Annotated in this window: 17 protein-coding genes; 4 read left to right on the top strand and 13 right to left on the bottom strand. The window is 58.5% G+C overall.

All coding sequences use genetic code 11. The features are described from left to right. Positions 1–24: 24 nt before the first annotated feature. The 3 genes from ACR0NE_RS06510 to prfA all read right to left on the bottom strand — a co-directional run bounded on the left by ACR0NE_RS06510 (position 25) and on the right by prfA (position 2,743). A complete protein-coding gene (locus tag ACR0NE_RS06510; RefSeq protein WP_170396747.1) occupies positions 25–606 on the bottom strand; it encodes a DUF4167 domain-containing protein in 582 nt (193 codons plus the stop codon). Between the two features lie 227 nt (positions 607–833). Beyond that, a complete protein-coding gene (prmC, locus tag ACR0NE_RS06515) occupies positions 834–1,691 on the bottom strand; it encodes a peptide chain release factor N(5)-glutamine methyltransferase (protein WP_170595403.1) in 858 nt (285 codons plus the stop codon). Then, the gene (gene prfA / locus ACR0NE_RS06520) at positions 1,688–2,743 is read right to left on the bottom strand and encodes a peptide chain release factor 1 (protein ID WP_170396981.1); all 1,056 of its coding nucleotides are present in this window, start codon (positions 2,741–2,743) and stop codon (positions 1,688–1,690) included. The genes prmC and prfA overlap by 4 nt, the downstream gene beginning before the upstream one ends. A 62-nt stretch (positions 2,744–2,805) precedes the next feature. On the opposite strand from prfA, the gene ACR0NE_RS06525 reads away from it, so the two are divergent. Beyond that, entirely contained in the window at positions 2,806–3,108 is a 303-nt protein-coding gene (locus ACR0NE_RS06525; RefSeq protein WP_170422045.1) for a hypothetical protein, read from the top strand. Here the strand turns inward: ACR0NE_RS06525 and ACR0NE_RS06530 are convergent. Genes ACR0NE_RS06530 through ACR0NE_RS06545 form a run of 4 tightly spaced genes read right to left on the bottom strand, consistent with a single transcriptional unit; the run spans position 3,034 to position 6,644 of the window. After that, entirely contained in the window at positions 3,034–3,447 is a 414-nt protein-coding gene (locus ACR0NE_RS06530; RefSeq protein WP_480459319.1) for a DUF1499 domain-containing protein, read from the bottom strand. The two genes, ACR0NE_RS06525 and ACR0NE_RS06530, sit on opposite strands and share 75 nt — an antisense overlap. 45 nt (positions 3,448–3,492) lie before the next feature. After that, entirely contained in the window at positions 3,493–4,440 is a 948-nt protein-coding gene (gene speB, locus ACR0NE_RS06535; RefSeq protein ID WP_170595401.1) for an agmatinase, read from the bottom strand. Positions 4,441–4,499: 59 nt separating this feature from the next. Next, the gene (speB, locus tag ACR0NE_RS06540; protein WP_170465288.1) at positions 4,500–5,468 is read right to left on the bottom strand and encodes an agmatinase; all 969 of its coding nucleotides are present in this window, start codon (positions 5,466–5,468) and stop codon (positions 4,500–4,502) included. A gap of 12 nt (positions 5,469–5,480) precedes the next feature. After that, a complete protein-coding gene (locus tag ACR0NE_RS06545; RefSeq protein ID WP_170595399.1) occupies positions 5,481–6,644 on the bottom strand; it encodes a M20 aminoacylase family protein in 1,164 nt (387 codons plus the stop codon). Between the two features lie 66 nt (positions 6,645–6,710). On the opposite strand from ACR0NE_RS06545, the gene mazG reads away from it, so the two are divergent. From mazG to ACR0NE_RS06560, 3 genes are all read left to right on the top strand, one after another. Then, positions 6,711–7,568 carry a nucleoside triphosphate pyrophosphohydrolase gene (gene mazG / locus ACR0NE_RS06550; protein ID WP_170567064.1) on the top strand — a complete coding sequence of 286 codons (858 nt, stop codon included), beginning with the start codon at positions 6,711–6,713 and terminating at the stop codon, positions 7,566–7,568. 62 nt (positions 7,569–7,630) lie between these two features. Continuing rightward, positions 7,631–8,569: a nucleoside hydrolase gene (locus ACR0NE_RS06555; RefSeq protein ID WP_170567062.1), complete on the top strand. Its 939-nt coding sequence runs from the start codon at positions 7,631–7,633 to the stop codon at positions 8,567–8,569. Beyond that, on the top strand, positions 8,566–9,015 hold the full coding sequence (locus ACR0NE_RS06560; RefSeq protein WP_170396732.1) for a GNAT family N-acetyltransferase: 450 nt from the start codon (positions 8,566–8,568) through the stop codon (positions 9,013–9,015). Before ACR0NE_RS06555 ends, ACR0NE_RS06560 begins: the two co-directional genes overlap by 4 nt. On the opposite strand, the gene ACR0NE_RS06565 is transcribed toward ACR0NE_RS06560, so the two are convergent. The 6 genes from ACR0NE_RS06565 to ACR0NE_RS06590 form a co-directional block, all read right to left on the bottom strand. Beyond that, on the bottom strand, positions 9,012–9,179 hold the full coding sequence (locus ACR0NE_RS06565; protein WP_170396730.1) for a hypothetical protein: 168 nt from the start codon (positions 9,177–9,179) through the stop codon (positions 9,012–9,014). The genes ACR0NE_RS06560 and ACR0NE_RS06565 overlap by 4 nt on opposite strands. 102 nt (positions 9,180–9,281) lie before the next feature. Then, the gene (locus tag ACR0NE_RS06570) at positions 9,282–9,599 is read right to left on the bottom strand and encodes a hypothetical protein (RefSeq protein ID WP_170422059.1); all 318 of its coding nucleotides are present in this window, start codon (positions 9,597–9,599) and stop codon (positions 9,282–9,284) included. A gap of 122 nt (positions 9,600–9,721) precedes the next feature. After that, the gene (eno, locus tag ACR0NE_RS06575; protein WP_170595397.1) at positions 9,722–10,999 is read right to left on the bottom strand and encodes a phosphopyruvate hydratase; all 1,278 of its coding nucleotides are present in this window, start codon (positions 10,997–10,999) and stop codon (positions 9,722–9,724) included. A 144-nt stretch (positions 11,000–11,143) separates the two neighbouring features. Then, positions 11,144–12,022: a DMT family transporter gene (locus ACR0NE_RS06580; protein ID WP_170595395.1), complete on the bottom strand. Its 879-nt coding sequence runs from the start codon at positions 12,020–12,022 to the stop codon at positions 11,144–11,146. Positions 12,023–12,158: 136 nt separating this feature from the next. Then, the gene (locus ACR0NE_RS06585; RefSeq protein WP_170396723.1) at positions 12,159–12,572 is read right to left on the bottom strand and encodes a Fur family transcriptional regulator; all 414 of its coding nucleotides are present in this window, start codon (positions 12,570–12,572) and stop codon (positions 12,159–12,161) included. Between the two features lie 72 nt (positions 12,573–12,644). Next, positions 12,645–13,349 carry an endonuclease/exonuclease/phosphatase family protein gene (locus ACR0NE_RS06590; RefSeq protein ID WP_170595393.1) on the bottom strand — a complete coding sequence of 235 codons (705 nt, stop codon included), beginning with the start codon at positions 13,347–13,349 and terminating at the stop codon, positions 12,645–12,647. Positions 13,350–13,457 lie beyond the last annotated feature (108 nt).

A 13,457-nucleotide genomic window follows, 5' to 3' on the forward strand; every position in this document is an offset into this window, starting at 1 on the left:
ATTAAATTCATGATCGAAAAGCGCTTATTCAGCTGCCTCGGGTGCGTCGCCCTTGTCAGCGGGTGCATCCTCAGCCGCAGGGGTGGCAGCCTTTGGCTTCCGGGTGCGCGGGCGGCGCGGCTTTTCCTTACGCTCGGTCGCTTCGGGTTGCTCGGCATCCTTGCTTTCCGGCGTCTCGACCAGCCCTGTATCGGGCGCAGCCGCCTCATTCCCGAAATCCACAACGTCCGGCTGCGGAGCCTCGGCCGGATCGGCCTGACGGGCTGCTTCGCGTTCCTGACGCTCGGCGCGTTCACGATCACGCTCGGCCTGTCGTTCGCGGTTCTGACGCTCTTGCTCTTCGCGGCGCGCTTCGATCTCGCGCTGCGCTTCGCTTAGCATGCGCAGATAGTGCTCGGCGTGTTGCTGAAAGTTCTCAGCTGCCACGCGGTCATTCGACAGCTGAGCGTCGCGCGCCAATTGGTTGTATTTGTCAATGATCTGCTGCGGTGTGCCACGCACCTTGCCTTCGGGGCCCGAGCTGTCAAAAACTCGGTTTACGACGTTTCCGCCAGAAGGACGATTGCGGTTGTTCTTGGCCCGCGAGCGGGATTTGGAAGATCTCATCTTACTTTACGTCAGCCTTATCAATTCACTGTCGATCAACCCGTATCTAACGCTGCTCAGTGGCTTGTGCCGTTACGCGCTATCGACTTTTTGGGCTTGGCGTCAGGGGTGCGCTGAAACAGCGTCAACCTCGCCGACTAATCCTGAGTAAACATGTCCTGAGCGTTCAGACAAGGGGATTCTCGAAAATGTCGCAGCTTTTTTACATCAATCGGCATTTTTCGGCCTCAGTTTCGCTTAGAAGGCGGCATTCTGGCCCCCACAACACGATCACGCCTGTCCAGATCGGGGATCACCTTTACGCCGGTCAAACCAGCGGCATCAAAAAGGGCAGAAACATAAGCGCTCTGTGTCGGGCCAATTTCAACCAGGATACGCCCGCCGGGCATCAGATAATCCGGGGCCGACGCCGCAATACGGCGATAGGCATCCAGACCGTCGCCCTCATCCGTCAGCGCCATGCGCGGCTCATGCTCGCGCACTTCAGGGGAAAGCGCGTGCATCTCGTCCGCTGAAATATAGGGCGGATTCGAAACAATCAGATCGAACTGACCTTCAATGTTTTCGAACCAGTCAGATTGCCGAATCTCGACGCGCGCCTGCACCTGATGCTGTACTGCATTGGCGCTGGCCTGCAGACAGGCAGCTTCGCTGAGGTCGGCGCCGACGCCCGAGGCACTCGCCCGCTCGGCCAGCAAGGTGATCAGGATACAGCCCGAGCCCACACCCAAATCGAGTACATGATCAAACGGCTCGCTCAGCGCCGCCTCGATCAATGCCTCGGTCTCCGGGCGCGGGTCCAGCACATCGCGACTGACCCGAAACCGCCGACCATAGAATTCACGCTCGCCCAGCAGATGCGATACCGGCACTCGGATGGCCCTTAGCGAGATCAATTGATCGTAGCGTTCCGCGATATCCACCGGCAGCTCCTCGGGCGCGATCAGCGTCACCCGGCTGGCCTCGATCCGCGCCGCATGCGCCAGCAGCACCCGCGCATCCCGCGCTGGATCAGGCACACCGGCTGCGCGCAAACGTGCGGTTGCAGCGACCATGGCCTGCGCGGCTGTCAGCGCCGAAATCATTGCGCCATTTCGGCCAGAAGCCGAGCCTGATCATCTGCGGTCAGCGCGTCGATCACCTCATCCAGATCGCCCTGCATCACCTGATCCAGCTTATAAAGCGTCAGGTTGATGCGGTGATCGGTCATGCGGCCCTGCGGGAAATTATAGGTCCTGATCCGTTCGGATCGGTCACCTGAACCGACCTGACTGGCGCGATCCGCCGAGCGTTCGCTGTCGATCCGCTGCCGTTCAAGATCATAAAGGCGCGTTTTCAGCACCTGCATCGCTATCTCACGGTTTCGGTGCTGGGATTTCTCGGAACTGGTCACCACGATACCGCTGGGCAAGTGGGTAATCCGCACAGCCGAATCCGTCGTGTTCACGTGCTGCCCCCCCGCGCCCGAGCTGCGCATCGTGTCAATACGGATGTCATTGGCATCGATCTGAATGTCCACATCCTCGGCCTCTGGCAAAACCGCCACCGTCGCCGCCGAGGTATGAATGCGCCCACCGCTTTCGGTTTCGGGCACGCGCTGCACGCGATGCACGCCGGATTCATACTTCATCCGCGCAAAGACATTGTCGCCCTTGATATGTGCCACCACCTCTTTGATCCCACCAAGATCAGACGCTTGTTCCTCGATGATCTCGAACTGCCAGCCCCGCGCTTCGGCATAGCGTTGATACATGCGCAGCAGGTCTCCGGCGAACAGCGCGGCCTCATCCCCGCCGGTGCCGGGGCGTATTTCCAGCATTGCCGGGCGCGCATCAGCCGCGTCTTTGGGCAACAGCGCCAGCTGCAAGGCATGCTCCGCCTCGGGGATACGCGCCTGCAGTTCTGGAATTTCCTCTTCGGCCAGCTCTTTCATGTCCGGGTCGGACAGCATTGCCTCGGCCTCGGCCAGATCAGAAACCAGCTGACGCCACGCCATGATCTGATCGACCACCGGCTTGAGGTCGGAATATTCCTTTGCCAAAGCTGCAATATCCCCGCCCGAGGCACCATCCGCCATGGCCGCTTCGAGGTATTGGAATCGCTGAGTTATCTGTTCAAGGCGTTCTTCGGGGATCATCCGCGCGGTGTCTATCATCCAGAGGCTTTGGTCAAGGCCCTGCCTTGTGCTAGGCTTGGGCCATGAAGCGACTGATCTTAGCCCTGACACTCATTGCGACGCCCGGAATGGCCGATGTTGTTGGCCCCGGAGGCAAAGTGCAAGACTGCTATTGCACCGACAAATCCGGCACCCGCATCGAGTTGGGAGAGATGATATGCCTGCAGGTCGACGGCCGCATGTTCATGGCCCAATGCCAGATGTCGCTGAACGTGCCCATGTGGCGCGAGGTGCAAGAGGGCTGTTTGTCGTCAGGGTTGCAGCAAAGCAAGCCATTGGGTGACCCGGTCCCGATTGACGCCGAAATCTCTCCGGCCAAATCTTAATCTGGCATAGATACGCAGCGTGTCGCCGTCTTGCTGCACGGTGGTGTAGTCGGGAAACCCGAACACCTTGGTACGGGTGATATAGGTGATCATGCCCTCTTCTAGAGATCCGGCCAGCACACTGGTGCGTGGTGTTGCGCGCGCAATTTTGTCGAGACGCGCCAGCCCATCAGGACCGGTTTCGACGACCCGAACGACACCACCCTTCAGGTCTCGTTCCGCGTCTTCATGGGCCACATGCCAGCGCACAGGATCTGAAGGCGCAAGTCTGATATAGGCACCCATTGCAAGGCCCACCGCAATCAAAAGCCACAGCACCATTTTCATCTGCCCATTCATTCCCGCTATGCCCTGCTTACTCGGTCAGAGGATGGTGTCGCACCCCTATCGTGACGTCACTCCGGGCAGAATGCACAGCATCTCGAACAGTAGATTGGCTGCGGTCAGTGCCGTATTGCCCGACGGATCATAGGGTGGAGATACTTCGACCAGATCGCAGCCCACCACGTTCATGCCCGCCAGCGCATGGATCAACTGCAGCGCCTGCGGAGTGGTCAGACCTGCGATCTCGGGCGTGCCTGTTCCGGGTGCATAGGCCGGATCGAGGCTGTCGATATCGTAGGTGATATAGACCGGCTGATCGCCAACAGTTTTACGGATCAAAGAGCCGATTTCGGTCAGGTTCTGTTGCCACAGCTCCCACGCCGGGTACTGACGAAACCCCCAACCCTGTGCCTCGGTAAAGTCGCTGGCGGCGTAACCCGAGCCTCGAATGCCGATCTGAAAGGTCTTGTCAGGGACAATCAGCCCTTCCTCATAGGCGCGGCGGAAGACAGTGCCGTGGGTTTCCTTTTCACCGAACATCTCATCATTCACGTCAGCATGAGCGTCCACGTGCACCAGAGCCACAGGCCCGTGCTTGGCTGCCATCGCCCGCAGGATCGGCAAAGTGATCGAGTGATCCCCACCCATCGCCACTGGAACAATACCTTGCGCCAAAATGCCGTCATAGCTTTCCTTGATGATCCTAAGACTATCGGCAAGCGAGAAAGTGTTGATCGCCAGATCGCCGATATCTGCGATCTGCAGATGGTCGAAGGGCGCCGCGCCATTGGACATGTTATAGGGCCGGATCATCGCACTTTCACTGCGAATCTGCTTGGGTCCGAACCGTGTGCCCGACCGCCACGAAGTGCCGATATCCATCGGAACCCCCAGGATCGCCACATCCAGCCCGTCCAGCGACGACGCCTGTGGCAACCGCATAAACGTGTTCGGCCCCGAAAACCGTGCCAGATCATTGCCGCCAATCGGTTGGTTGTATTGGGTCATGTGATGTCTCCGATCCGGTGCCTCTCCAAGCAGATACCGGGATTATGCCTAACCAAAGGTTAAGGTTTCACCAGCTTGTTCCACCCAAGCAAGCAAATGATCTGCGTCGCCACATGAGCCCCGGCAATCGCCGTCGCACCAGAGGTATCGTATGGCGGAGATACCTCAACCACATCGCCGCCCTTGATGTTGATCCCGGCGATGTCGCGCAGAATGATCTGCGCCTGAATCGAAGTTAGACCGCCCCAGACCGGTGTGCCCGTCCCCGGCGCAAAGGCCGGATCGAGGCCATCGATGTCAAAGCTCAGATAGACCGGACTGTCGCCCAGAATACCCTTGATCTTCTGCGCCACGGCGGCGGGTCCGGATTCGTAAACCTCGCGCGCGTCGATGATGTTAACGCCCAACGTGTCTTCGTTGGTGGTGCGAATGCCCACCTGAACCGAGCGTTTCGGATCAACCAACCCCGATTTTACCGCCTTGTAGAACATCGTTCCGTGGTCCACGCGGGACATGTCGTCATCGGCCCAGGTGTCCGTATGCGCATCGAATTGCAGCAGTGACATTGGCCCATATTTCTCGGCATAGGCCTTAAGGATCGGGAAGCTGATATAGTGATCCCCTCCCAGCGTGACCGAAGCCACATCCGCCGCCAAAATGGTACGGATATGATCGGTCAGCGTGTCGGGAAAGGCCGGGATATTGGCATAGTCGTAGGCCATATCTCCATAATCCACGATCGCCAGCTCGCTGAGCGCGTCGAAGGGCCAGCCATAAGGCGCATCAGGCGATTGCAACGCACTGGCCTCGCGGATCGCACGAGGGCCAAGCCGGGTTCCGGGGCGGTTTGTCACCGCCTGATCGAAAGGCACGCCGGTTACAGCAATATCCACACCCGTCAGGTCTTTGGTATAAAGCCGCCGCAGGAATGAAGTCGCGCCGCCAAAGGTGTTTTCATAGGACAGCCCCTTAAGATCGGGGTTGGTGAATGCCTCATCCACCTGGTTCTTTGCATCTTCCAGTGCCATGTCTTTTCCCTGTCAGCCCAACGGCTGTGCCTTTTCGACGATCCGTGCGAAGAAGGACGCTCCGATCGGCGCGACGTCGTCATTGAAGTTGTATTTCGGATGGTGCAGCCCCGCGCCATCTCCTTGCCCCATGAACAGGTAAGCACCGGGTCGGGCCTGCAGCATGTAGGAAAAATCCTCTGCCCCCATCTCACGCCCAGCATCATCTTTCACGCGTTCCGCGCCGGATACATCCCGCGCCACTTCAGCCGCGAATGCCGCCTTGTCGGCGTCGTTGATAGTGGCGGGATAACCCTCCTGATAGTCCAGTTTGGCCTCGACACCGTACGTGGCCGCCTGCCCCGCCACGATCTGCGCCATTCTCTCTTTGACCATCCTTTGCACGGCCGGATCAAAGGTGCGAACGGTGCCGTTCAGATAAGCGGTATCAGGTATCACGTTATTCACTGTTCCGGTGTGTATCTGCGTCACCGACACCACCAGATCGTCCAGCGCATAGTGGTTGCGGCTGACGATGGTCTGGATCGCCTGCGCCATTCCGCAAGCCGCCATCACCGGGTCGCGCGTCTCATGCGGCATTGCCCCGTGGCCGCCCACGCCCTGAATATGGATCTCAAACGTATCTACTGCGGCCATCAGCGGCCCCGGCGTGGTTTCGAACAGCCCCTCGGGCCGACCCGGAGTGTTATGGATACCGTAAACCTGAGAGATATCGAACCGATCCATGATGCCTTCTTCAACCATCACGCCCGCGCCGCCGCCCTCTTCCTCGGCAGGCTGAAAGATCAGCGCAACCCGGCCCGCAAAATTCCGCGTTTCGGCCAGATAGCGCGCAGCACCCAGTAGCATGGTTGTATGCCCGTCATGACCGCAGGCATGCATCTTACCGGGGTTTTTCGAGGCGTAGTCCACGCCCGTCTCCTCGGTAATCGGCAGAGCATCCATGTCAGCGCGCAGACCAATAGTCGGTCCCTCGCCCTGCCCGTTGATGATCGCGACCATGCCGGTTTTGGCGATTCCCTCATGCAGTTCATCTACCCCAAACTCGCGCAGACGCTCGGCCACATAGGCGGCCGTCTCATAGCATTCGAATTCCAATTCGGGGATGGTGTGAAGGTGCTGGCGCCACTTGGCCATATCAGCGGCGTAATCGGCAATTCGGTTGACGACGGGCATCTGGGGTGGACTCCTGATCCTGACTGCGGGATGGATGCATCTGACACCGGAACGAAAGGGTTCGCAATGGCCGAAAATCCTCTGATCCACGACACGGACGCAGGTATCGAGCGTTTGCTGGAAATCATGCGCCGCCTACGCGACCCTCAATCCGGTTGCCCGTGGGATATCGAACAGGATTTTTCGACCATCGCGCCCTATACGATCGAAGAAGCCTATGAAGTCGCCGATGCCATCGAACGCGAGGCTTATGACGAATTGAAGGGAGAGCTTGGCGACCTGCTGTTCCAATCCGTCTTCCATGCGCAAATGGCTGAAGAGGCTGGGCATTTTACCTTTCAGGACGTGGTGCGCACCATGTCGGACAAGATGGTTACCCGTCACCCACATGTCTTCGGTGATGAGTCCCGCGAGAAGTCGGCGGATCAACAGACAAAGGACTGGGAAACCATCAAAGCCGCCGAACGTGCGGGCAAAGAACAAAAAGGTGCACTAGACGGTGTCGCCGCCAACCTGCCCGCCCTGCTACGCGCACATAAGCTGCAGAAACGTGCCGCGCGCGTAGGGTTCGACTGGCCTGACGCCAGCCATGTGCTCGCCAAGATCACCGAGGAAGCCGCTGAGCTGGAAGAGGCGCGCGACAGCATGGATGCCGACGCGCTCGAGGATGAATTCGGCGATCTGCTGTTCGTGATTGTCAACCTCGGCCGCCACTTAGGCATCGAACCCGAAGCCGCCCTGCGCCGCACAAACGCCAAGTTTACTCGTCGTTTTGAGAAGGTCGAAGCCCGGCTGGCCGAACGCGGAAAAACGCCCTCCCAAAGTGATCTGGCCGAAATGGACGCGCTGTGGGACGAGGTGAAAATCGAGGAACACCGCGCCAACGGCAAACTCCCGCCGGTGGATGCCGCACGCGAGGCCTGAAACCGCTGGACAAGCCCCGCGACACTTGCGAGTGTCCGCCCTTCACGGCCCCGGAGACCACAATGCCCCGCAAGATCATAATCGACACCGATCCCGGACAGGACGACGCCGTCGCCATTCTTCTGGCGCTTGCCAGCCCCGAAGAGATCGAGGTTCTGGGTATCACCGCCGTCGCTGGAAACGTGCCTTTGGAGCTGACCGCCAAAAACGCCCGCATCGTGTGCGAGTTGGCAGGTCACACCGATATCCCCGTCTACGCCGGATGCGATCGCCCCCTGAAACGCCCGCTCGTCACCGCCGAGCATGTGCATGGCAAAACAGGGCTCGACGGCCCTGTTTTGCCAGATCCTGAAATGCCTCTGGCCGAAGGTCACGCGGTCGATTTTATCATCGATACCCTACGCGCGCATGAGCCCGGCACAGTGACGCTCTGCCCTCTGGGGCCGCTGACGAACATCGCCACAGCGTTCCAGAAAGCGCCCGACATCATCAACCGGGTGCAGGAAATCGTGCTGATGGGTGGTGCGTATTTTGAGGTTGGAAACATCACACCAGCAGCCGAATTCAACATTTATGTCGACCCGGAAGCCGCTGATATTGTGTTTAAATCCGGCATTCATGTCGTCGTAATGCCATTGGATGTCACACATGATGCGCTTGTCACGCCCCATCGCAACGATGCATTCCGGGCATTGGATAGCAAGGTTGGTCATGCAGTGGCAGAGATGACCGATTTCTTCGAACGCTTCGACAAAGAAAAATACGGATCGGAGGGCGCACCGCTGCACGACCCCTGCGTCACCGCCTATCTAATCCGACCCGAGTTGTTCTCGGGCCGCCACATCAATGTTGAGATCGAAACCCAATCTGAATTGACATTGGGCATGACAGTGGCCGACTGGTGGCGGGTCACTGATCGCGCACCAAACGCCATGTTCATGGGTGACGTGGATGCCAAAGGTTTCTTCGACCTGCTCACAGAAAGACTTGCCCGCCTATGACCGCCGCACTCCGCCTTGCCCGCCCCGACGATCTGGACCGACTGATGGCGCTGGTCGCAGCGTTTCACTCGGAATCCGGCATCGCGCAGGATGACGAGAAACGTCGCAACGCGCTGACCCCTCTACTGGATGGAATTCCCCATGGGTGCATATATCTGATCGGTCCGGGCCGCGCACCGCTGGGCTATGTCATCCTCACCTTCGGTTGGTCGGTCGAGTTTGGTGGCATGGATGCCTTTGTAGATGAGATTTACATCCGCCCCGCCGTCCGCGGACGCGGTATCGCCACCGAAGTGCTGCATGATCTCCCCAAGGCGCTGGCCGAGGCCGGTCTGACCGCCCTGCATCTTGAGGTCGATCGAACCAACGAAACCGCGCAGAAACTATATCTGCGGTCAGGCTTCAAACCGCGCGATCGCTACATGCTGATGAGCAAATCGCTTTAGCGCGATTCCCCCCGGAAGATTACCGCCGGATTTGCCATTTCCTGCACCGGATCATCCTGCGAAACCTGCATCCCTGTGATCGGATAAGTCCCAGGCTCTGAACATGCGGCCAGCATCCCCGCGCAAAGCATTGAAATTACGAGAAAGACCTTTGAAGCAGACATATCGTCCCCCTTTCTGCAATGCTTGCAGACTATCGGGAGTCACAGCGCCGCAATAGGAACAAGTTCACACATAACGACATTTATGTTTGTTTAGCTTAACGATCAGCGGCAGTTCTTATTGAACGTCTGCTCCATGGTCTTGAACTGCCGGGGCACGCGTTTGGGTTTGGGCAGCGCATTCAACTGTTCAGTTATGTTCTCACCGGTGTACCAGGACTCGAACAATAGTTCTTTGATGTCATCGTCCAAAACCGTGTTGGCGACGTTATAGGTGCACAGGCATTCCTCCATCGTGACCTGCCCGCTGGGATCGCCTTCCACCATTTTCTGGCACACTGCCTGAGGCGGACGATCAGCCCCTGCAAGCTGAGGCAGGATCAATAGCGCCCCAGCGCCAACGATGCGTTTGAATGTTGTCATAAATCGCCCTCTCCCATGTTGGCCTTCGATGCCCAGCTTAGACGGATCGGTAATGACGCAAAGAAAAAAATGGCCCCGGCGTTCTGCCGGGGCCTGATCTGGTTTTACCAAGTACGTCAAACTCAGCGCTTTAGGATCGACGCGCCGGCGTATTCTGCGACCTCACCCAGTGATTCCTCGATGCGGATCAGCTGGTTGTATTTGGCCAACCGGTCCGACCGCGCCAACGAGCCGGTTTTGATCTGCCCGCAGTTGGTCGCCACAGCCAAATCGGCAATGGTGGCATCTTCGGTCTCGCCCGAGCGATGCGACATCACGTTGGTATACCGTGCACGGTGGGCCATATCGACGGCGCGCAGAGTTTCGGTCAGTGATCCAATCTGGTTCACCTTAACCAGCATCGAGTTGGCACAGCCACGATCGATCCCCTCTGCCAGACGCTCTGGGTTGGTTACGAACAGGTCGTCGCCGACCAGTTGTACTTCGTTGCCGATGGCTTCAGTCAGCGCTTTCCAGCCATCCCAATCGTCCTCGGACATACCGTCTTCGATCGAAATAATTGGGTAATCTTTGACCAAGGTCGCCAGATACTCAGCGTTTTCCTCTGAAGTCAGCGAGATGTTTTCACCCGACAGAACATATTTTCCGTCGCGGTAGTATTCGGTGGCGGCGCAATCCAGCGCCAGATGGATCTCCTCCCCGGGTTTGTAGCCCGCTTTTTCGACCGCCTGCAGGATGAAATCCAGTGCCTCACGAGTCGAGGCGATGTTAGGGGCAAAGCCACCTTCGTCCCCCACTCCGGTGGCCAGACCGGCAGCCGACAGCTCGCGCTTGAGCGTATGGAACACCTCGGACCCCATGCGCACGGCTTCGCGGATATTCGCGGCCGAGGTCGGCATGATCATGAATTCCTGAATGTCGATCGGATTATCGGCGTGCTCACCCCCGTTGATGATGTTCATCATCGGAACCGGAAGAACGCGCGCCGAAGTACCGCCAACATAGCGATACAGAGGCTGCGTGGTGAAATCCGCCGCCGCCTTGGCCGTCGCCAGCGAGACACCCAGGATAGCGTTCGCGCCCAGACGGCCCTTGTTCTCGGTCCCGTCGAGTTCAATCATCGCCTGATCGATGGCCACCTGCTCGGTCGCGTCAAAGCCCACTAGTTCTTCGGCGATCTCGCCGTTAACGGCAGCAACCGCTTCCAGCACGCCCTTTCCCATGTAACGAGATTTGTCACCATCGCGCTTTTCCACCGCCTCGTAGGCGCCGGTCGACGCCCCTGAAGGCACAGCGGCGCGGCCCATGGTGCCGTCTTCCAGAATCACGTCCACTTCGACCGTCGGGTTGCCCCGGCTGTCCAGTATTTCGCGTGCGTGGATGTCGATGATCGTGCTCATGATACGGGTCCCAATGATGCCAACGGTTGCATGCCTCATACCAGCACGCGGCGAAAAGTAAACCGTTTCCGTTATCGCTAACACTTATATTTTTCAGCCTTTAGGGCTAACAGTTTGCTGTTTGCGCCAACAGGTCGCGGGCGCTTAGGCTACTGCCAATGCCCGCGCCAGCTGGCGTTCTCGAATGAAAGTATACAGACCTGATCCGATAATCAGACCGGCACCAGCCAACGTCATGCTGTCGGGGCGTTCGCCAAACATCAGCATCCCGGCCGTGATCGAGAACACCAACCGAGTATACCGAAATGGCGTCAGCGCTGAAGCTTCGCCAATCCGCATCGCGGTTACGATGCCGTAATAGCCCAAAACGCCGAACCCGATGGCACCCAGATAAGGCCCGATCTGCGCAGCTTGCAGCGGCACAACGGGCTGTGCTGTGAACACCATAAGGGCCGCACCAGCCAGCGCCACTCCGATATAGGCCTGCAATGCGACGACCGACGAGGCCACACGAACATCCAACCTGCGTGTGATCAGATCACGTGCCGCGATCGCAACGACCGAGACCAAAACAAACAGAGATTCCGGCTGGAATCCCTCGAACCCGGGGCGGATGATCATCAAGACGCCGACAAAGCCGATGCCGATGGCGCTCCAACGACGCCAACCGACCTGCTCACCCAGAAACAGTGCTGCCCCCATCGTGACAAATAGAGGCATCGCTTGAAAAACCGCCGCCACAGTCGACAGATCAACAAGTGACAGCGCGGTCACAAAGCTGAGCGCACCAAAGGCTTCGGTCCCGGCACGGATCAGTGGCAAAGGTTGCCACGCGACCGGGTCGAAGATACGTTTACGTGTCGCCATAGACATAAGCGTAAACATAGCCCCGCAGATCAGACCCAATGCGATCATGATCTGCCCGGTCGCCACACTGACCGAGAGATGCTTGATGAACATGTCCTCAAGCGCGAAGGCCGCCATCGAGCCGATGATCAGCAAAATGCCGTTTACGTTGTTCATGCGCGTTTCCATTGGAACAGGCCGCTGACAGGCGGACCTTTCCGGCAGCAAAACCGTAACCTTTGCGACGTCGCAAGCAGTATTACGACATGTTCGATGAAATCGCGTTCACCGACCGATCGATTTTCGTGATGTGTCAGTCTTTTTCCAACGGTACGCCGTACAATTCTAGGCGATGGCCTTTCAGCCTGTAGCCAAGCTTGGCCGCAATCTTTTCTTGCAGAGCTTCTATCTCAGGGTCGACAAACTCGATCACCTCGCCTGACTGCATGTCGATCAGGTGGTCGTGGTGATCGCGCTCCGCATCTTCGTACCGCGCGCGCCCGTCACCGAACTCCAGCCGCTCAAGTATCCCGGCCTCTTCGAACAACTTCACGGTACGATAGACTGTCGCGATCGAAATTCCCGCATCTTCGGCTGAAGCACGGGCATAAAGCTCTTCTACATCCGGGTGATCTTCGCTTTGCTGCAAGACCTGTGCAATGGTCCGCCGCTGGCCGGTCATGCGCAGGCCCTTGGCTTCGCAACGGGCGATAATCGTGTCGGACATGGTGACCCCCGGGGCTGTTCGGTGTTCTGTCTTAATATGTCTACGCGCCCTGCGCCACAGACGATTTTGCGGTCAGGCGATGCGCCGCAGATCGGCCCAGACCGGCAAATGATCCGAGGCGATATGCGCGGGCCGCGCATCATGCACCCCGTGCAGTGCAGCCTCAAGCCCCTGCCCCACCGCGATTCTGTCCAGTGCCCCCAACGGCTGCGCGGCAGGAAAACTAGGAACCGGTGGCAGAAACCGCATGTCCGGGGCCAAATGATCAAGAACCGGCTGGCGTGACCATTCGTTGAAATCCCCGGCCCAGACGGTGGGCATGTGTTCCAGATCAGAATCACATCGACGGATATGACTGATCTGTTGGCGTCGCGACGCCGGCAAAAGCCCAAGATGCATCCCCATCACCCGCAAAGGTCCGATCTGCGTATCAAACTCGACCCGCACGGCGCCGCGGGGCTCCAGACCCGGCAAATCATGATGACGTGCCTGGCGCACCTGAATGGCGTCCCCACGCCAGATCACCGCGTTGCCATGCCAACCAAGACTACCGGCACCGCCCAGGTCCACGATCTGCCACCCGGCCTCATCCAACATGAAATGTGGCAAAGCGGCAGGACGGGGCGGCAATCGTTTGTCCGCCTCCTGCAAAACAACGATATCGGCCTGCATGCTTTCGATGACCTGCAATATCCGCTGCGGCTGCCGCCGGAAATCGAGTCCCACGCATTTCTGAATGTTGTAACTGGCAAGGCGCAGGGTCGAGCGGTAGGTCATCGGCACACTTAAACTGATTTAACCCAAGATCGCCAACTGGTCGGACAAGTGCAAGCCGAACCCAGCGCTGAATGGCAACGCGCCGCTTGCTCCGCTAACATTTGTGCA

The organism is Ruegeria sp. C9 (assembly GCF_056537585.1).